Origin of the sequence: Microbacterium sp. gxy059, assembly GCF_050958665.1 — a bacterium.
In the GTDB taxonomy this organism is placed as follows: Bacteria; Actinomycetota; Actinomycetes; order Actinomycetales; family Microbacteriaceae; genus Microbacterium.
Window position 1 is genome coordinate 1 of record NZ_JAMXWT010000019.1, and the last position, 19,414, is coordinate 19,414.

General features: G+C 70.3%; 18 protein-coding genes. 9 read left to right on the forward strand and 9 right to left on the reverse strand.

The window, feature by feature from the left end; all coding sequences use genetic code 11:
* The 8 genes from NHL53_RS11130 to NHL53_RS11165 form a co-directional block, all read right to left on the reverse strand.
* Window positions 1-1,154, reverse strand: a 1,154-nt coding sequence (locus NHL53_RS11130; RefSeq protein ID WP_433776935.1) for an adenosine deaminase, incomplete at its 3' end; no start/stop codon positions are given.
* A 26-nt stretch (window positions 1,155-1,180) separates the two neighbouring features.
* Window positions 1,181-2,467: a thymidine phosphorylase gene (locus NHL53_RS11135; protein ID WP_433776936.1), complete on the reverse strand. Its 1,287-nt coding sequence runs from the start codon at window positions 2,465-2,467 to the stop codon at window positions 1,181-1,183.
* 44 nt (window positions 2,468-2,511) lie between these two features.
* Entirely contained in the window at window positions 2,512-2,913 is a 402-nt protein-coding gene (locus NHL53_RS11140; RefSeq protein ID WP_433776937.1) for a cytidine deaminase, read from the reverse strand.
* Between the two features lie 4 nt (window positions 2,914-2,917).
* The gene (locus tag NHL53_RS11145; protein ID WP_433776938.1) at window positions 2,918-4,213 is read right to left on the reverse strand and encodes an ABC transporter permease; all 1,296 of its coding nucleotides are present in this window, start codon (window positions 4,211-4,213) and stop codon (window positions 2,918-2,920) included.
* Window positions 4,210-5,511: an ABC transporter permease gene (locus tag NHL53_RS11150; protein WP_433776939.1), complete on the reverse strand. Its 1,302-nt coding sequence runs from the start codon at window positions 5,509-5,511 to the stop codon at window positions 4,210-4,212. The genes NHL53_RS11145 and NHL53_RS11150 overlap by 4 nt, the downstream gene beginning before the upstream one ends.
* Window positions 5,508-7,028: an ABC transporter ATP-binding protein gene (locus tag NHL53_RS11155; RefSeq protein WP_433776940.1), complete on the reverse strand. Its 1,521-nt coding sequence runs from the start codon at window positions 7,026-7,028 to the stop codon at window positions 5,508-5,510. Before NHL53_RS11155 ends, NHL53_RS11150 begins: the two co-directional genes overlap by 4 nt.
* 73 nt (window positions 7,029-7,101) lie before the next feature.
* Window positions 7,102-8,202, reverse strand: a complete 1,101-nt coding sequence (locus NHL53_RS11160) for a BMP family lipoprotein (RefSeq protein WP_433776941.1) — start codon at window positions 8,200-8,202, stop codon at window positions 7,102-7,104.
* A 156-nt stretch (window positions 8,203-8,358) separates the two neighbouring features.
* Entirely contained in the window at window positions 8,359-9,471 is a 1,113-nt protein-coding gene (locus tag NHL53_RS11165; protein WP_433776942.1) for a mannose-1-phosphate guanylyltransferase, read from the reverse strand.
* A 190-nt stretch (window positions 9,472-9,661) separates the two neighbouring features.
* Between NHL53_RS11165 and sdhC the strand changes: the two genes are divergently transcribed.
* The 9 genes from sdhC to pstB all read left to right on the forward strand — a co-directional run bounded on the left by sdhC (window position 9,662) and on the right by pstB (window position 18,449).
* Window positions 9,662-10,096 carry a succinate dehydrogenase, cytochrome b556 subunit gene (sdhC, locus tag NHL53_RS11170; protein ID WP_433776943.1) on the forward strand — a complete coding sequence of 145 codons (435 nt, stop codon included), beginning with the start codon at window positions 9,662-9,664 and terminating at the stop codon, window positions 10,094-10,096.
* Entirely contained in the window at window positions 10,096-10,551 is a 456-nt protein-coding gene (gene sdhD / locus NHL53_RS11175) for a succinate dehydrogenase, hydrophobic membrane anchor protein (RefSeq protein WP_433776944.1), read from the forward strand. Before sdhC ends, sdhD begins: the two co-directional genes overlap by 1 nt.
* Before the next feature lie 20 nt (window positions 10,552-10,571).
* On the forward strand, window positions 10,572-12,401 hold the full coding sequence (sdhA, locus tag NHL53_RS11180; RefSeq protein WP_433776945.1) for a succinate dehydrogenase flavoprotein subunit: 1,830 nt from the start codon (window positions 10,572-10,574) through the stop codon (window positions 12,399-12,401).
* Window positions 12,401-13,156 carry a succinate dehydrogenase iron-sulfur subunit gene (locus NHL53_RS11185; RefSeq protein ID WP_433776946.1) on the forward strand — a complete coding sequence of 252 codons (756 nt, stop codon included), beginning with the start codon at window positions 12,401-12,403 and terminating at the stop codon, window positions 13,154-13,156. The genes sdhA and NHL53_RS11185 overlap by 1 nt, the downstream gene beginning before the upstream one ends.
* An 80-nt stretch (window positions 13,157-13,236) precedes the next feature.
* Window positions 13,237-14,127: an exodeoxyribonuclease III gene (locus NHL53_RS11190; RefSeq protein ID WP_433776947.1), complete on the forward strand. Its 891-nt coding sequence runs from the start codon at window positions 13,237-13,239 to the stop codon at window positions 14,125-14,127.
* A 206-nt stretch (window positions 14,128-14,333) separates the two neighbouring features.
* A complete protein-coding gene (locus NHL53_RS11195; protein WP_433776948.1) occupies window positions 14,334-15,446 on the forward strand; it encodes a phosphate ABC transporter substrate-binding protein PstS in 1,113 nt (370 codons plus the stop codon).
* 121 nt (window positions 15,447-15,567) lie between these two features.
* A complete protein-coding gene (gene pstC, locus NHL53_RS11200; RefSeq protein ID WP_433776949.1) occupies window positions 15,568-16,536 on the forward strand; it encodes a phosphate ABC transporter permease subunit PstC in 969 nt (322 codons plus the stop codon).
* A gap of 1 nt (window position 16,537) precedes the next feature.
* Window positions 16,538-17,623, forward strand: a complete 1,086-nt coding sequence (gene pstA / locus NHL53_RS11205; protein WP_433776950.1) for a phosphate ABC transporter permease PstA — start codon at window positions 16,538-16,540, stop codon at window positions 17,621-17,623.
* Between the two features lie 46 nt (window positions 17,624-17,669).
* Window positions 17,670-18,449 (forward strand): phosphate ABC transporter ATP-binding protein PstB, encoded by a 780-nt coding sequence (gene pstB, locus NHL53_RS11210; protein ID WP_433776951.1) that lies wholly within the window; start codon window positions 17,670-17,672, stop codon window positions 18,447-18,449.
* 192 nt (window positions 18,450-18,641) lie between these two features.
* On the opposite strand, the gene NHL53_RS11215 is transcribed toward pstB, so the two are convergent.
* Window positions 18,642-19,271 carry a DNA-directed RNA polymerase subunit beta gene (locus NHL53_RS11215; RefSeq protein ID WP_433776952.1) on the reverse strand — a complete coding sequence of 210 codons (630 nt, stop codon included), beginning with the start codon at window positions 19,269-19,271 and terminating at the stop codon, window positions 18,642-18,644.
* Window positions 19,272-19,414: the final 143 nt, after the last annotated feature.

Consider the following 19,414-nt stretch of genomic DNA (forward strand, 5'->3'; position numbering starts at 1 on the left):
GCGCGCCGCGTTCGCCTCGATGAGGGCCCGGGTGCCTCGGTCACGAGGTCGATGAGCTCCTCGCGCTGCTCGACGGGCAGGAAGGTCGCGGCCGCCGCGTTCAGCTGGAACCGCTCGAGGTCCTCGAGTCCGTACTCGAACGTCTCGACGAGCAGGTGCAGCTCGCGGGTCAGCGTCGTGCGGCTCATGAGCCGGTTGTCGGTGTTCACCGTGACGCAGAAGCCGAGCTGGTACAGGAGATCGAACGGGTGGTCCTCCATCTGGGTGCCCCAGGGGGCGATCGTCTCCGTCTGGAGGTTCGACGACGGCGCGATCTCGAGGGGGACCTCGCGGTCGCGCACCCAGCGGGCGAGCTCCCCGAAGCGCACACGCACCTCGTCGGCCGCCGTGTCGACGACGTCGAGGTCCTGCGCGATGCGCACGCCGTGCCCGAGGCGCAGGGCGCGCCCGTCGAGGAGCGCGCCGCGGATCGAGTCGACGCCCGCGGCCTCGCCGGCGTGCAGCGTGACGGGCAGGAACTCGCGCGCGAGGAGGTCGAGCGCCTCGCGGTGCCGCGCGGGCGGGAAGCCGTCCTCGGGGCCGGCGAGGTCGAAGCCCGCGACGCCCGCGTCTCGGAACTCGAGAGCCGTGCGCGCGACCTCGAGGGAGGAGTCGTTCTGCCGCATGGCCGAGAGGATCTGACCGACGCGGATCGCGTGGCCCGCCTCGTCGGCCGCGTCCTCGCCCTGTTCGAGGCCCTCCTGGACGGCCTGCACCGCGTCGGCGAGGCTCAGCCCGTCCGTCAGGTGCTGCTCCGGCGCCCAGCGCACCTCCCCGTAGATGACGCCGTCGTTCGCGAGATCCATCACGTACTCGCGGGCGACGCGGGTGAGCGCCTCGCGGGTCTGCATCACCGAGGTGGTCAGCGCGAAGGTCTTGAGGTACTCGACGAGCGACCCCGAGTCGGCGGCCTGCGCGAACCAGCGGGCGAGCTCCTTCGTCTCGGTCTCCGGCAGCTCGAGGCCGATCTCCTCGCCGAGCTCGATGACCGTCGAGGCCCTCAGCCCCCCGTCGAGGTGGTCGTGCAGCGAGATCTTGGGCAGGCTGCGGATCGGCACGCCGTCGACGTGCGCCTCGGTGCGGGCGGGCCGGCGGGTTCGGTTCGGGCGCGACATGCTCTTCTCCTGAGAACGGGGGCGGGTCAGGCGGTGATGCGGTCGCGCACGATGGGCGCGGCCGCGGGGGCAGTATCGCCGATCTCCCACGCGCCCGCCAGCGCGTCGAGGGCGCGGTCGAAGCGCGTCTCGTCGTCGGCCTGCAGGGTGAAGAGCACGTCGCCCTCGGCGACGCGGTCGCCCGGCTTGGCGTGGAGGTCGATGCCGGCGGCGTGCACGACGGGGTCCTCGGCCCGGGCGCGCCCCGCACCGAGGCGCCAGGCGGCGATGCCGATGTCGAACGCGTCCATGCGGCGCACGACGCCCGCGCGGTCCGCGCGCACCTCGTGGGTCTCGCGCGGCGTCGGCAGCGGGGCGTCGGGGTCGCCGTCCTGCGCGCGGATCATGCGGCGCCACGCGTCCATCGCGCGGCCGTCCGCCAGCGCCTCGGCGGGATCGGCGTCGATCCCCGACATGCGCAGCATCTCGCGCGCGAGCGCGACCGTCAGCTCGACGACGTCCGCCGGTCCCCCGCCCGCGAGCACCTCGACCGACTCGCGCACCTCGTTCGCGTTGCCCACCGTGAGGCCGAGGGGCGTCGACATGTCGGTGAGCAGCGCCGTCGTCGCGACGCCGGAGTCGGCTCCGAGCGCGACCATCGTCTCCGCGAGCTCCCGGGCGCGCGAGGCGTCCTTCATGAACGCCCCGGAGCCGAACTTCACGTCGAGCACGAGCGACTGCGTGCCCTCCGCGATCTTCTTCGACATGATGCTCGAGGCGATGAGGGGGATCGCCTCGACCGTGCCCGTGACGTCGCGCAGCGCGTAGAGCTTCTTGTCCGCCGGTGCGAGACCGGCGCCCGCGGCGCAGATGACCGCTCCCACGTCTCCCGCGAGCTGCGCGTGCAGCTCCTCGTTCGAGAGCGCGGCCCGCCACCCCGGAATCGACTCGAGCTTGTCGAGCGTGCCGCCCGTGTGCCCGAGGCCGCGTCCCGAGAGCTGCGGCACGGCGACGCCGTAGGAGGCCACGAGCGGCGCGAGCGGCAGCGTGATCTTGTCGCCCACCCCGCCCGTGGAGTGCTTGTCGGCGGTGCGCTTGCCGAGCCCCGCGAAGCTCATCCGCTCGCCGGAGGCGATCATCGCGTCGGTCATGACGCGGATCTCCTCGCGCCCCATGCCGTTCAGCAGGATCGCCATCGCGAAAGCCGACATCTGCGCGTCGGCCACGTAGCCGCGGGTGTAGGCGTCGACCATCCACCGCAGCTTCGCCTCGGGGACCTCCCCGCCGTCTCGCTTGGTCCTGATCACGTCGACCGCGTCGAACGGCTCGCTCATCGTCTGCTCCTCATGGGTGGTGGGTGCGTCGTCCGGGCGCGGGATCAGCGCTGGACGGTCTCGAGGTCGCGCGGCCCGAACGCGTCGGGGAGGACCTCGTCGATCGTGCGGATCCCCGACACGGTCTCGAGCAGCATGCCGGGCAGGGCGTGCTCGTACAGCAGCTGGCGGCATCGCCCGCAGGGCATGATGGTCTCTCCCTCGCCGTTGACGCACACGAACGCGACGAGCTGTCCGCCTCCCGTCATCGCGAGGTCCGAGATGAGGCCGCACTCCGCGCACAGGCCGACCCCGTACGAGGCGTTCTCGGTGTTGCATCCGGCCACCGTGCGGCCGTCGGTCACGAGCGCCGCGGCGCCGACGGGATACCCGGAGTACGGCGCGTAGGCCCGTCGCATGGCGCCGATCGCCACCTGACGCAGCGCGTCCCAGTCGATGTCGGTCATCGGCTCACCCCTTGATGTACGGCTTGCCGACGGCGGCCGGTCCGCGCGAGCGGCCGACGACGCCGGCGACGACGAAGATCGTCACGATGTAGGGCAGCATCAGCATGAACTCGCCCGGCACGGGCGACCCGATGACGCTCAGCGTGTTCTGCAGGTTCGACGCGAAGCCGAACAGCAGGGCCGCGAGCGTCGCCTTCAGCGGATGCCACTGGCCGAAGATGACCGCCGCGAGGGCGATGAATCCGGCCCCCGCGGTCATCTCCTGGCCGAAGGCGATGCCGTTCCCGACCGTGAACACCGTGCCGCCGGCGCCGGCGATCGCGCCGCCGAGCAGCACCGTGAGGAAGCGGGTGCGCCCCACGTCGATGCCGACCGTGTCCGCCGCCTGAGGGTGCTCGCCGACGGCCCGCACCCTGAGGCCCCAGCGCGTGCGGAACATCGCGATGTACACGGCGAAGATCGCGATGTACATGATGTAGATCAGGATGGTCTGCTGGAACAGCACCGGGCCGATCACCGGGATGTCGGCGAGCACCGGGATCGGGATGCGGTCGAAGCGGGGAGGCGTGTTGAGCGCCGCCGCGTTCGGCTGGAGCACCTGCGAGAACAGGAAGCTCGTGAGGCCCGCGATGAGCACGTTGAGCACGACGCCGACGATGATCTGGTCGACGACGTAGACGATCGCGAAGACCGCGAGCAGGGCCGCGATCGCGACGCCCGCGGCCATCGCGGCGACCAGGCCCAGGATCGGCTGGCCCGTCGCCGACGCGACGAGCGCCGCGCAGAACGCGCCGCCGAGCAGCTGCCCCTCGATCGCGATGTTGACGACGCCGACGCGCTCGCCGATCACGCCGCCGAGCGAGCCGAAGATGAGGGGCACGGCGAACCCGAGGGATCCGGCGAGCACGCCCGTGACGGGGACGGTGCCGCCCGAGGCGGCCCACGCGAGGAAGCCGACGACCGCGATGATCGCGTAGACCACGACGATCCACAGCGGGGTCCGGCCGCTCGTGCGGATGAAGAAGGCCGACGCCGCGGCGAGCAGCAGGGCGAGCAGGACGCTCCCCCACAGGGTGACCTGGGAGGACACGACGAGGTCGGGGAGGGTGAGCACGTCGCTGCGCGAGGCGAAGCGGAACGTGGCATCGCCGCTGCGGGGCGCGAAGAGCGCGAGCAGGGCGAGCAGCACGGCGAAGACCGCGAGCACGACGGGGGTCTTCCACCCCTTCTTCTCGGGAAGCAGCGCGACGTCGGCGTCGAGGGACGGCGACGGGGTGATCTGCACGGATCCGCCGGTCATCGCCCGCTCCCCTCTGTCGCCTTCTGCGCATGGCGACGCAGCTCCTTCATGCGGGCCTTCTCCTGACGACGGCGGTCGCGCTCGGGCGACGGGAGGCGGAAGATCGCGCGCACGAGGGGAGGCGCGGCGATGAACAGCACGATCATCGACTGGACGACCGTGACGATCTCGAGGGGGATCTGCTCGGCGGCCTTCATCGTGAAGCTGCCGGCCTTCAGCGCGCCGAAGAGCAGCCCGGCGGCGAAGGTGCCCCACGGGGTGGATCCTCCGAGCAGCGCGACCGTGATGGCGTCGAAGCCGATGCCGGCGTCGACGCCCGCCGCGAATCCGTTGGTCGAGGTGCCGAGCACCTGGGCGACGCCCGCGAGCCCCACGAGGGCGCCGGCGATGAGCATGCCCACGATGTACATGCGGTTGACGTCGATGCCCGCCGCGCGCGCCGCGTGGGGGTTCTCGCCCACGGCGCGGAACTGGAACCCGAGGGCGGATCGGCTGAGGATCCACCACACGACGACCGTCGCCAGGACGACCAGCACGAAGCCGAGGTGCAGGTTGAACTGCGGGCCGAGCAGCGACGGGAACACGGCCGTGTCCTTCATCGCGGGGGTCTTCGGGTTGCTCGACCCTGGCGCCTGGAGGAGCCCGGGCGTGCGCAGCATCCACGACACGAGATAGAACGCGACGTAGTTGAGCATGATCGTCACGATCACCTCGTGCGCTCCCGTGCGCGCTTTGAGGAGCCCGACGACGCCGGCCCAGAGGGCGCCGGCGAGGATCCCCGCGAGGAGCGCGACGACCATGTGGATCCCCCACGGCAGGTCGAGCGCGAAGCCGACCCAGCCGGCGGCCGCCGCGGCGACGATCATCTGCCCGCGACCGCCGATGTTGAACATCCCGATGCGGAAGGCGAGCGCGACGCCGAGCCCGGCCGCGATGAGCGGGGTGGCGAACATCAGGGTCTCGGTGAGCGGACGGATCGCGCGGACGAACGTGTCGGCCTCGTAGTTGAAGATCGCGCCGCGGAACAGCGCGGCGTACCCGCCTCCGACGGCCTCCCAGATCGCCGCGAACGTGTCGCCGGGGCGGGCGAAGAAGTATCCGGCTGCGGACTGGACGCCGCGATCGGTCGCCGCGATCATCACGCCGCCGACGAGGAAGGAGAGGAGGATCGCGAGCACCACGATGAGCCCGCTCGTCTGCGTCATCTCGCGCAGCGCGCGATGCCAGCGGGAGGGCTCGGGCGACTCTGGCCGCTTCGACGCCGGGACGGGCGCGGCGGAGGGGACGGGCGCGCTCATGCGGCGGCTCCTTCTGCGGGGGCGGATTCGCCGGCCATCATGAGGCCGAGCACGTCGCGCGGGGTGTCGCCGGGCACGATGCCGACGATGCGCCCGCGGTACATCACGAGGATGCGGTCTGCCAGGGCCGCGACCTCGTCGAGCTCCGTCGAGACGACGACCACCGGCACGCCGCTGTCGCGCGTGGCGATGATCCGCTTGTGGATGAACTCGATGGATCCGACGTCGACGCCGCGCGTCGGCTGCGCGGCGACGAGCAGCGACAGGTCGCGGCTCAGCTCGCGCGCCAGCACGACCTTCTGCTGGTTGCCGCCGGAGAGCTTGCCGACCGGTGTGTCGATCCCGGGCGCGCGGACGTCGTACTCCGCGAAGCGCTCGCGCGCGAACGACGCGAGCTCCGCCCGCTGAATCGTCCCGCGGCGCACGAACGGCGCTCCTTGGGCGCGGTCGAGCATGAGGTTCTCGGCGATCGTGAACGTGCCCACGAGGCCGTCCTCGTTGCGGTCCTCCGGCACGAAGCCGACGCCGGCGTCGAGGATCCGGCGCACACTGCGCCCCACGAGCGCGCTCCCGTCGAGCGCGACGCTGCCGGCGGCCGCCTCCTGCAGCCCGAGGACTGCCTCGACGAGCTCGGTCTGGCCGTTGCCCTGCACGCCCGCGACCGCGAGGACCTCTCCCCCGCGCACCTCGAACGACACGTCGTCGACGACCTTCTGACCGCGGGCGTCGACGACGCTGAGTCCGTCGACGACGAGACGCGGAGGGCCGAGGCGCGGGGGCTCCTTCTGCACCGTGAGCTCGACGGCGCGGCCCACCATGAGCGCGGCGAGCTCCTGGTTCGACGCCGTGGGCTCCGCCTCGCCGACCACCTTGCCGAGGCGGATCACGCTGATGCGGTCGGCGACCTCGCGCACCTCGCGGAGCTTGTGGGTGATGAACACGATCGCGGCGCCGCCGTCGCGGAGCCGGCGCATGGTGTCCATCAGCTCGTCGGTCTCCTGCGGGGTGAGCACCGCCGTCGGCTCGTCGAAGACGATGACGCGGGCGTCGCGCGAGAGCGCCTTGACGATCTCGACGCGCTGCTGCACGCCGACGGGCAGGTCCTCGACGATCGCGTCCGGATCGATGTCGAAGCCGAACCGGTCGGAGATCTCGCGCACGCGCTGGCGCGCGCTCTCGAGGTCGAGGAAGCCGCCCGCCTTCGTCTGCTCGTGGCCGAGCATCACGTTCTCGGCCACGGTGAACACGGGGATCAGCATGAAGTGCTGGTGCACCATGCCGATGCCCGCGCGCATCGCGTCTCCGGGGCCGCGGAACACCTGCGGCACGTCGTCGAGCAGGATCTCGCCCTCCTCGGCCTGGTAGAGGCCGTAGAGCACGTTCATGAGGGTGGACTTGCCCGCGCCGTTCTCGCCGAGGAGGCAGAGGATCTCTCCGGGCTCGACGACGAGGTCGATGTGGTCGTTCGCGACGAGGCTGCCGAATCGCTTGGTGATCCCGCGGAGTTCGAGCTTCATAGGTCGATCTTCTCCAGAAGCAGAGGGAAAGGGGAAGCGGGGAGGCCGATGTCGGCCTCCCCGCTTCGTCGGGTCACTCCGAGAGGTAGGAGTCGACGGAGATGGATCCGTCGATGATCCCCGCCGTGATCTCGTCGAGCTCGGCCTGCAGGCCCTCGGGCACGCGGTCCTCGAAGTCGTGGAACGGCGCGAGGCTCACGCCCTCGTTCTCGAGGGTGCCGATGTACGGCTCGTTGTCGAACTCGCCGGCGCCCGCCGACTCGACGACCTCCTGCACGGAGGTGTCCATCTGCTTGCGGATGGAGGTGAGCAGCAGGTCGCTCACGCTGGGGTCGGACTCGTACACGTCGGCGTCCGTGCCGATGAGGGCGATGTCGCGGCCGGAGTCGCGGATGACGCTCGCGGCGCTCTGGTAGATCGGGCCGCCGACGGGCAGCAGCACGTCCACGCCCTGGTCGACGATGCCCTGCGCGGCGTTCAGCGCGTCCTGGTTGGCCTGGAAGCCGCCCGTGAACACGCCGTCCGAGCCGTCCCAGCCGACGACCTCGACGTCGCCGTCGTTCTGCTCGTTCCAGTACTCGACGCCCTGGCGGAAGCCGTCCATGAAGATCGACACCGTCGGGATGTTGGCGCCGCCGAACGTGCCGACCTTGCCGGCCTCGCTGTACGCCGCGGCCGCGTAGCCGCCGAGGAACGCCGCCTGCGCGGTGTCGTAGACGAGCGGCTTGATGTTCTCCTGGTCGGTCTGGCCGTCCTGGTCGATGTCGACCATCTCGTCCACCGAGACGTAGTGCACGTCGGGGTTCGCCTCCGCGGAGTCGTTCGCGTCGGCGGCGAGCAGGAAGCCGACCGTCACGATGACGTTGCAGTTCTGGTCGACGAGGCTCGAGAGGTTGCCCGCGTACTCCGACTCGTCGTTCGACTCGACGGAGATGTCGTCGACCCCGAGCGTCTCGGCGGCCGCGAGGAGGCCCTCGTGGCTGAGCTGGTTGAACGACTTGTCGTCGAAGCCGCCCTCGTCGGAGATCATGCAGGGGACGAAGTCGGAGGCCGCCTCGCCGCCCTCTCCTCCGGTGCCGCTCTCCTCGGGCGCCGCGCCGCAGGCCGCGAGCAGGATCGCCGCGCTGGCCGCCGCGAGGCCGCCGAGCGAAGCGCGCTTGATCGAAATGGTCACGCTGTGTCCTCCATCAGACAGGCCCCTCGCACGGACGAGCGCCGATCGGCTCGGAGCGAAGTGGGCAGTGTGCATACGTTATCCGAACGCGACCGAGCATTCGGCTCAGCGTCGCGCCCGAAACGGGATAGTTACAATCGCCGCTCGGCGGCGGGCTCAGAGGACGCTGTCGCGGCCCTGGTCGTGCAGCGAGCTCACGGCCTGCTTGACCCGCTGGGCGTGGGCGGGGCTCGTGACGAGGAGGGCGTCCGGGGTGTCGACGACGATGACGTCCTGCACGCCGATCATGGCGACGACCCTCCCCGTCTGCGAGACGACGAGGCCCCCCGCCTCGTCGCTGAGCACGTTCTCGTTCTCGCCCAGCACCGTGACCTCGCCGCGGCGCCCGTCGGCGATGAGCGTCCAGAGGCTCGCGAAGTCGCCCACGTCGTCCCAGTCGAACTGGCCGGGCACGACGGCGAGGCGCCCCTTGTCCGCGGCGGGCTCGGCCACCGCGTAGTCGATCGCGATCTTCTTGAGGCCCGGCCAGACGCGGTCGAGCACCGCGTCGCGATCGGGCCCGTCCCAGGCGTCCGCGATCTCCTGGAGCCCCGCGTGCAGCTCGGGCTCGTTCTCGGCGAGCTCCGCCAGCAGGACGTCGGCGCGGGCGATGAACATGCCCGCGTTCCAGAGGTAGCTGCGGTCGGAGAAGTATCGCCGCGCCGTCTCGAGGTCGGGCTTCTCGACGAAGCGCTCGACGAGCGCCGCCAGCGGCGCGTCGTCGATGTCGAGCTCCTCGCCCGTCTTGATGTACCCGAACCCGGTGGCGGGCTCGGTCGGCTGGATGCCGATCGTCGCGATGTACCCCGCGCGGGCCGTCGCGACCGCCTGACGCACCGTGAACTCGAACACCCGCTGGCGCCGGATCACGTGGTCCGCGGCGAATGATCCGATGATCACGTCGGGGTTGCGCCGCTGCAGCACCGCGGCCGCGAGGCAGATCGCGGCGGTCGAGTCGCGCTGGTCGCGCTCGATGAAGACGTTGGCGGGGTCGACGTCCGGCAGGTCCTCCCCCACCTTGTCCCCGTGGAGCCGCCCCGTGACGATCCCGATGCTCTCCCTGCCCGCGAGCGGGAGCAGGCGGTCCCAGGTGCTGCGCAGCAGCGAGACGCCGGATCCGGTGAGATCGTGGAGGAACTTGGGCGTCTCGGCGCGCGAGAGCGGCCACAGGCGCGATCCCACGCCCCCGGCGGGGATCACGGCGAAGAAGTCATCGATCGGCTCGGCCATGCCGCTCACCGTACCCGGCGCGCATGCGGTTCGCCTGGCGACGCCGCCGACGACGATCGCTTCCGCAGAGGTTAGGCGACCCTTCGTCGAACCGGGAGAGTCCCGAGAGTAGCCTAAGACCATCCCGGTGTTCCGCGTGCCCGGAGGCGCGCAGGCCGGAGAGACGGATTCTTCTTCAGAGAGGACGATCGTGTCCGCAAGCGCGCGACTGACACCGGATGTGTCGCAAACCACCTCGAAGGTCCCCCGCGGCACTCTCTACCGCGGCCGCGAGGGCATGTGGTCGTGGGTGCTGCACCGCATCACCGGCGTGGCCATCTTCTTCTTCCTGCTGGTGCACGTGCTCGACACGGCGCTGATCCGGGTCTCGCCCGAGGCGTACGACGCGGTCATCGGAACCTACAAGAACCCGATCATGGGCTTCGGCGAGGTCGTGCTCGTCGCCGGCATCATGTACCACGCCTTCAACGGCCTCCGCATCATCCTCGTCGACTTCTGGTCGAAGGGCGCGAAGTACCAGCGCCAGCTGTTCTGGGGCGTCATCGGCGTCTGGGTCGTCGTGATGGTCGGCTTCTCGGCCCGCCACATCCCGAACGTCCTGTCGCACATGGGAGGGGGGCACTGATGTCCGCGCAGACCATCGCCGCGCCGCGCACGCCGGCCCGCCGCAAGGGCTCCAACCTCGAGAAGTGGGGCTGGCTGTACATGCGCGTCTCGGGCGTCCTGCTCGTCGTGCTCATCGTGGGCCACCTCTTCGTCAACCTCATGGTCGGCGACGGCATCTCGGCCCTCGACTTCGCCTTCGTCGCCGGCAAGCTCGCCAACCCGTTCTGGCAGTGGTGGGACGTGCTGATGCTCTGGCTCGCCTTCATCCACGGCGCCAACGGCATGCGCACGATCGTCAACGACTACGTGCACGGAAAGACCGCTCGCGGGATCCTCGTCTGGGTCATCGGCATCGTCGCCGCCCTCATGATCCTCCTCGGCACCCTCGTCGTGTTCACGTTCGATCCCTGCCTGGGCGTCACCGAGTCGAGCACGCTCTGGAACGCGTGCGTCGCCGAGGGCGCCGTCGGCTGACGGAAGAGATGACTTCAGGAATGACTGCAACCGCTTACCCCGACGCCGAGCTCGTGAACGGCGTCTACCACCACCAGTTCGACGTCGTCATCGTCGGCGCGGGCGGCGCCGGCATGCGCGCCGCGATCGAGGCCGGCCCCGGCGCGAAGACCGCCGTCGTGACGAAGCTCTACCCCACCCGCTCCCACACGGGCGCGGCGCAGGGCGGCATGGCCGCCGCGCTCGCGAACGTCGAGGAGGACTCCTGGGAGTGGCACACCTTCGACACCATCAAGGGCGGCGACTACCTCGTCGACCAGGACGCCGCGGAGATCCTCGCGAAGGAGGCCATCGACGCGGTCATCGACCTCGAGAACATGGGCCTGCCCTTCAACCGCACGCCCGACGGCCGGATCGACCAGCGCCGCTTCGGCGGGCACACCCGCGAGCACGGCAAGGCGCCCGTGCGCCGCGCCTGCTACGCGGCCGACCGCACCGGCCACATGATCCTGCAGACGCTGTACCAGAACTGCGTCAAGCTCGGCATCAACTTCTTCAACGAGTTCTACGCGCTCGACCTCGTGACGACGAAGGACGCCGACGGGCGCACGCGCGTCGCCGGCATCGTCGCGCTCGAGCTCGCGACGGGCGACCTGCACGTCTTCCAGGCCAAGTCGGTCGTGTTCGCCACCGGCGGGTTCGGCAAGATGTTCAAGACCACGTCGAACGCGCACACCCTCACGGGCGACGGCGTCGGCATCGTCTGGCGCAAGGGCCTCCCCCTGGAGGACATCGAGTTCTTCCAGTTCCACCCGACGGGTCTCGCCGGCCTCGGCATCCTCCTCACCGAGGGCGCCCGCGGCGAGGGCGCGATCCTGCGCAACGCCTCGGGCGAGCGGTTCATGGAGCGCTACGCGCCGACGATCAAGGACCTCGCCCCGCGCGACATCGTGGCGCGGAGCATGGTCAAGGAGGTCCTCGAGGGCCGGGGCGCCGGGCCGAACAAGGACTACGTCTACCTCGACTGCACCCACCTGGGCGCGGAGGTGCTCGAGACGAAGCTGCCCGACATCACCGAGTTCGCGCGCACCTACCTCGGCGTCGACCCCGTCGTCGAGCCGGTGCCCGTCATGCCGACCGCGCACTACGCCATGGGCGGGATCCCGACGAACAACGACGGCGAGGTCCTCGCCGACAACGAGACCGTCGTCCCCGGCCTCTTCGCCGCCGGCGAGTGCGCCTGCGTCTCGGTGCACGGCTCGAACCGCCTCGGCACCAACTCGCTGCTCGACATCAACGTGTTCGGCAAGCGCTGCGGCCGCAACGCGGTGACCTACGCGAAGAGCGCCGACTTCGTGCCCCTCCCCGAGGATCCCGCGAAGGAGGTGCGCGAGATGCTCGATCAGATCCGGTCGAGCACGGGCACCGAGCGCATCGCCGACCTGCGCAAGACGCTGCAGGACGAGATGGACAAGAACGCGCAGGTGTTCCGCACCGAGGAGACGCTCACGAACGTGCTCGGCACGATCCACGAGCTCCGCGACCGCTACCGCAACGTCTCGATCGACGACCGCGGCAGGCGGTACAACACCGACCTGCTCGAGGCCGTCGAGCTCGGGTTCCTGCTCGACCTGGCGGAGATCGTCGCCTATGCGGCGCGCAACCGCAAGGAGAGCCGCGGCGGGCACATGCGCGAGGACTACCCCGACCGCGACGACGCGACGTACATGAAGCACACGATGGCGTACCTGACGGGCGACCCGCACTCCTCCACCCCCGAGGACCACATCACGCTCGACTGGAAGCCCGTCGTGTTCGCGAAGGACGAATCCGGCGAGTTGCGCTACCCGCCGATGGAGAGGAAGTACTGATGGCCGACTCCGCCGCAGCAGAGGCTCCCGCCGAGACGATCCAGTCCTATCTCGTCACGTTCATGGTGCGCCGCTTCGACCCCGAGTCGGGCGAGGAGCCCAAGTGGGTCGACTACGACGTCGAGATGTACCCGACCGACCGCGTCCTCGACGCGCTGCACCGCATCAAGTGGGACGTCGACGGCTCGCTCGCGTTCCGCCGCTCGTGCGCGCACGGCATCTGCGGATCCGACGCGATGCGCATCAACGGCCGCAACCGCCTCGCCTGCAAGACGCTCATCAAGGACCTCGACATCTCGAAGCCCGTGTACGTCGAGGCGCTCAAGGGACTGCCCCTCGAGAAGGACCTGATCGTCGACATGGAGCCGTTCTTCGCGGCCTTCCGCGAGGTGCAGCCCTTCCTCCAGGCGCACTCGGAGCCGGAGAAGGGCAAGGAGCGCGTGCAGTCGATCGAGGACCGCGCGCGGTTCGACGACACGACCAAGTGCATCCTCTGCGCGGCGTGCACGACCTCGTGCCCCGTGTTCTGGACCGACGGGCAGTACTTCGGCCCCGCCGCGATCGTCAACGCGCACCGCTTCATCTTCGACTCGCGCGACGACGAGTCGCAGGTGCGCCTCGACATCCTCAACGACAAGGAGGGCGTGTGGCGCTGCCGCACGACCTTCAACTGCACCGAGGCGTGCCCCCGCGGCATCGAGATCACCAAGGCCATCGCCGAGGTGAAGCAGGCGGTGCTCAAGGGCGGTCGCTGACCCGGCCCGCGGAAGGCGCCGATCCCGTTCTCGGGGTCGGCGCCTTCGCCGTCCGCGCGCGGGCGGATAGCCTGGACGGCATGGCTCACACCCGCATCGCCTCCGTCAACGTCAACGGCGTCCGCGCCGCCCAGCGCAAGGGCATGGGCGCCTGGCTCGAGGCGTCCGACATCGACATCCTCACGATCCAGGAGGTGCGCGCGCAGCGCGAGCACCTCGAGGCCGCGCTCCCCGGATGGCACATCCTCGAGCACGAGGCCCTGCAGAAGGGGCGGGCGGGCGTCGCGATCGCCTCGCGCGAGCCGGCCCTCGCGCACCGGATCGACCTGGGAGACGACGCGCTCGACGCGAACGGCCGCTGGCTGGAGGCCGACTTCCGCGTCGGCGACGAGACCGTCACGGTCGTCAGCGCCTACGTCTACACGGGCGAGGCGGAGACGCCCAAGCAGGATCAGAAGTGGGCGTTCCTCGACGCGATGGAGGCCCGCCTGCCCGAGCTCGCGTCGGACGGCGCGCTGGCGCTCGTGACGGGCGACCTCAACGTCGGGCACCGCCCCTTCGACATCCGCAACTGGAAGGGCAACGTCAAGAAGGCCGGCTACCTCGCCCGCGAGCGCGCCTACTTCGACCGCTTCCTGACTCCTGCGGGCGAGCCGGTCGCCGGCCAGGAGGGCATCGGCCGCGGGCAGGTCGGCGTGCTGAGCGACACGCGCGCGCTCAGCGAGGGCCGCACGGGCCTCGGCTGGGTCGACGTGGGGCGCACGGCATCCGGGGAGGCGGACGGGCCCTACACCTGGTGGTCCAACCGCGGCCAGGCCTTCGACAACGACACGGGCTGGCGCATCGATTACCACCTCGCGACGCCCGCGCTCGCCGAGCGGGTCGAGAGCTACCGGGTCGACCGCTACCCCTCCTACGACGCACGGTGGAGCGACCACGCCCCCGTCGTCGTCGACTACCGGATCGGCTGATCCGACCCACCCGAGCGGGCGCTCGCGACGGCGGTCGCGGGCGCCCGCTCGGCTGGTTCCCGCCGATGCGCAGGAGATGCGCAAGAGCCGTTCACCCGCTGTTCACCATCGCGATCCTGTCCGGACAGATCACGCGCTTAGCGTCACGGACGTTGGGCGTCCCACCCAGCACCAGACCAGTCCTCCCGAATGGATCGGATTCTCCAGTGAAGCTCAACCGCTTTTCCCGCATCGCCGCTCTGAGTGCCGTCGCCGCGCTCGCCCTCACCGGCTGCGCCGCCAACGAGAACGGCCCCAGCAGCGCCCCCACCGGCGACGACTCCGACGGCGGATCCGCCGTCAGCGGCACCGTCGAGGCCACAGGCGCCTCCTCGCAGGAGGCCGCCCAGCAGGCCTGGGTCGCGGCCTTCCAGACCGCGAACGAGGGCGCGACGATCAACTACACGTCGACCGGCTCCGGCACGGGCCGCGAGAACTTCATCGCCGGCTCGTCGAACTTCATCGGCTCCGACCGCGCGTTCAACGCCGAGGAGATCGAGGCGGGCGGCTTCGGCTCCTGCTCGACCGACGACATCGTCGAGATCCCCGTCTACATCTCCCCCGTCGCGGTCGCCTTCAACCTCCCGGGCATCGACACGCTCAACCTCGACGCCGAGACGATCGCGAAGATCTTCGCGGGCGAGATCACCACCTGGGACGACGAGGCCATCGCGTCCCAGAACGACGGCGTCGACCTGCCAGGCACCGCGATCGTCCCCGTGCACCGCGCCGACGCGTCGGGCACGCAGGAGACCTTCACCACCTACCTCGAGTCGACCGCCCCCGACGTGTGGACGGACGAGGCCAGCGACGAGTGGCCGCTCTCCTCGGGCGAGGCCGCCGACGGCACCTCGGGCGTCATCAACGCGATCACCAACGGCGAGGGCTACATCGGCTTCGCCGACGCGTCGCAGGCCGAGGGCCTCGGCCAGGTCGCCGTCGAGGTCGAGGGCGAGTACGTCGCCTACTCGGCCGAGGCCGCGTCGGCGCTCGTCGAGGCGTCGCCCCTCGAGGAGGGTCGCGCCGCGCAGGACCTCGCCTACGCCGTCGACCCGTCGGCCGCGCCCGCTGGCTCCTACCCGATCGCGCTCGTGTCGTACCTCATCGGCTGCGTCGAGTACGAGGACCCGGAGATCGCCTCGCTCGTCAAGGAGTACTTCTCCTTCGTCGCGTCGGCCGAGGGCCAGGACGTCGCCGCCGAGGCCGCGGGCAGCGCGCCGATCTCCGAGGGCCTGCGCGAGCAGGTCGTCTCGGCGATCGACGCCATCGTCACCGAGTGATCCGCCTAGGCTGAAGACCGGCCTGGTGCCCCCGCGTTCGCTGATCCTCGCGGATCCAGCGCTCGCGGGGGCATCCGCATGAAGACCGCACCGAAGTTCGAAGCCCCGTGGAGCCCACACGATGACCACCACCACGACGGGACCGGCCCCGAGCCGCTCGTCCACGCCGACGAAGGCCAAGCAGCGCCCCGGCGACCGCATCTTCTCCGGCACCGCTCTCGCGGCCGGAATCATCATCCTCATCACGCTCGCCGCCGTCGCGGTCTTCCTCATCATCCAGTCGGTGCCGGCGCTGAAGTCCGACACCTCCGGCAACCACATCCTCGAGGGGCAGTCGTTCTTCTCCTGGGTGTGGCCGTTCGTCTTCGGGACGCTGTGGGCGAGCGCGATCGCGCTCGTCGTCGCGGCGCCTCTCGCGATCGGCATCGCGCTGTTCATCTCGCACTACGCGCCGCGCCGCATCGCGGGCCTGCTCGGCTACGTCATCGACCTGCTGGCGGCCGTTCCGTCCGTCGTCTACGGCATGTGGGGCGCGCTCACCTTCGCGCCCATGCTCGTGCCGTTCTACCGCTGGCTCAACGAGAACCTCGGATGGATCCCCCTGTTCTCCGGCACCGCGTCGGGAACGGGGAAGACGATCCTCACCGCGGCGCTCGTGCTCGCCGTGATGATCCTGCCGATCATGACGGCCATCTGCCGCGAGGTGTTCCTGCAGACGCCGAAGCTCCACGAGGAGGCGGCGCTCGCCCTCGGCGCGACGCGCTGGGAGATGATCCGCATGGCGGTCATCCCCTTCGCCCGCAGCGGCATGATCTCCGGCGCGATGCTCGGCCTCGGCCGCGCGCTCGGCGAGACGATGGCCGTGACCCTCGTGCTCTCGCCCCTCGGGATCGTGACGTTCAACCTCATCAACCCGGAGAACCCCACGACGATCCCCGCGATCATCGCCCTGCGGTTCCCCGAGGCGCACGACGACGGCGTCAACACGCTCATCGCGGCCGGCCTCATCCTGTTCATCGTGACGTTCGCCGTCAACTTCCTCGCGCGCTGGATCGTCTCGCGCCGCGCCGAGTTCTCGGGAGCCAACTGACATGACCAGCACCGCGATCTCCCCCGCGCCCCAGAAGACGACGTCCGCACGCCTGCCGAAGTGGGCGCCATGGGCGCTCCTCGGCGGCTCGTTCCTCGTCTCCGCCGCTGTGTTCGCGTTCGCGAACCCCACGGGCGACCCCGCCGACTTCAACATCGCGCTGACCGTCGTGTTCGCCGCAGTGATCTACATGATCGCCACCTTCGCCTTCTCGTTCATCGTCGAGAGCCGCAGGCACGCGGTGGACCGCCTCATGACCGCGCTCGTCGGCACGGCCTTCGTCATCGCGCTCCTCCCCCTCATCTCGCTCCTGTACACGGTCGTCGTCAACGGCCTGGCGCGCTTCGACGGGCAGTTCTTCTCGTGGTCGATGCGCAACGTGGTCGGCGAGGGCGGCGGCGCGATCCACGCCGTGTACGGCACGCTGCTCATCACGCTCTGGGCCGCGATCATCTCGGTGCCGATCGGGCTGATGACCTCGATCTACCTCGTCGAGTACGGCGACGGCAAGCGCCTCGCGAAGGGCATCACCTTCCTCGTCGACGTCATGACGGGCATCCCGTCGATCGTCGCGGGTCTGTTCATCTACTCGGTGTTCGCCCTGCTCATCGGCCCCGGCACCCGCATGGGCATCATGGGCTCGCTCGCGCTGTCGGTGCTCATGATCCCCGTCGTCGTGCGCGGATCCGAGGAGCTGCTGCGCATCGTCCCGAACGAGCTGCGCGAGGCCTCCTACGCGCTGGGCGTGCCGAAGTGGCTCACGATCCTCAAGGTCGTGCTCCCCACCTCGATCGCCGGCATCACCACGAGCGTCATGCTCGCCATCGCCCGCGTCATCGGAGAGACGGCTCCCCTGCTGCTCACGGTCGGCATGGTGTCGGGCATGAACCTCAACATGTTCGGCGGGCAGATGGCGACGCTCCCCGTGTTCTCCTATATGCAGGCGAAGTATCCCGGCCTCCCGCAGGACGCCTTCATCGATCGCGCCTGGGCCTCCGCCCTGACGCTGATCCTCATCGTCATGGCGCTGAACCTCATCGCGCGCATCATCGCCAAGGCGTTCGCGCCGAAGACCGCAGGCCGCTGACTCCGCGGCGCCATCTCCCCGAGACCAGACAAGAAGGATCCCCCAGGTGTCCAAGAGCATCGAAGTCAACGACCTCAACGTCTACTACGGCGACTTCCTCGCCGTCGAGGGCGTCAGCATCGACATCCAGCCGCGCACCGTCACGGCGTTCATCGGCCCGTCCGGCTGCGGCAAGTCCACCTTCCTGCGCACGCTCAACCGCATGCACGAGGTCATCCCCGGCGCGCGCGTCGAGGGCGACGTGCTGATCGACGGCAAGAACCTCTACGCCCCGAACGTCGACCCGGTGCTCGTGCGCCGGCAGGTGGGCATGGTGTTCCAGCGCCCCAACCCGTTCCCCACGATGTCGATCCGCGACAACGTGCTCGCGGGCGTCAAGCTCAACAACCGCCGCATGGCGAAGAGCGACCAGGACGCGCTCGTCGAGCAGTCGCTGCGCGGCGCGAACCTCTGGAACGAGGTCAAGGACCGGCTCGAGAAGCCGGGATCCGGCCTCTCCGGCGGCCAGCAGCAGCGTCTCTGCATCGCCCGCGCGATCGCCGTGTCGCCCGACGTGATCCTCATGGACGAGCCCTGCTCGGCGCTCGACCCCATCTCGACCTTCGCGATCGAGGAGCTCATCTCCGAGATCAAGGAGCAGTACACGGTCGTCATCGTCACGCACAACATGCAGCAGGCGTCGCGCGTGAGCGACAAGACGGCGTTCTTCAACATCGCCGGCACGGGCAAGCCCGGCAAGCTCATCGAGTACGACGACACGACGAAGATCTTCACGACCCCGTCGATCAAGGCGACCGAGGACTACGTGTCCGGCCGCTTCGGGTGAGCGCTACCCGATCACTCTGAGCGAAATCTGCGGCCCCGGGAATCCTTCCCGGGGCCGCGTCGTTACACTGGAATGCGCCGGGTCGCGGTCAAAACCCCGGGCTCCAACTCTTGCCGCTTCGAGCGGCCTTCCGCCGAGAGGCGTTTTCCGCGGCCCGGCGCCTTGCTGTCCGGGCGCGGCGGAGCCGCGATCTCAGGAGAGGTCGCCGAGGCGCCACAGCCGCGCCGCGACCCGCAGCTCCTCCGCGAAGGCCGCCAGGCGCAGGGCGCGCCGGGTGAGGGCGGTCGAGCGCTCCGGCTCCGTGGTCTCGTGGTCGTCGGCGAGGTGCGTCGCCCCCGAGGCCTCGACGCGGCAGAACGCCGCCGTGCGGTCGAGGGCCACCGCGAGATCGCCGGTGAACACGCCCCGCATGATCGTGTCGATCAGCAGCACGAGCTCGTCGGGCCGCGCGGGGTCGGGCGCGCCGGCGACGATCGGATCGGCCGTCGGCAGCTGCCGGCGCCCGCGCTCATACAGCAGCGAGGCCGTGTGCGGGTCGCGGTGGATGCTGAGCTGGACGAGGTAGAGGCGCCACAGGGCGCCGGGGAGTGACGCGGCGGGCGAGCGGGCCCAGAGCTGCGCGATGTCGTCGACGCCGTGGGCGGAGGCGAAGCCGATGAGGCGCTCGACGACCTCCGGATCCTGGTCGCGGCGCACGCGGGCGAGCAGCGTCTGGGCGGTCATGTGGGCGGCGCGCGAGACCTCCGCCGGGTCCTCGGATTCGAACAGACGGTCGAACATGTCGGACGGGCGCAGGACGGGCTTCGGGTGGTCGCTCGGCATCGTGCCCCCAGGCTACGCGCGCGGACGGCGCCGCGGACCGGATCCGCACCCAGCGGCGTCCGATAGACTGTGGACATGCTGATCGCCGGAACCGCCGCCGTGGCGCGCCCCTGGGCGCGCGCCTGACGGCCGCGGACCCCTCT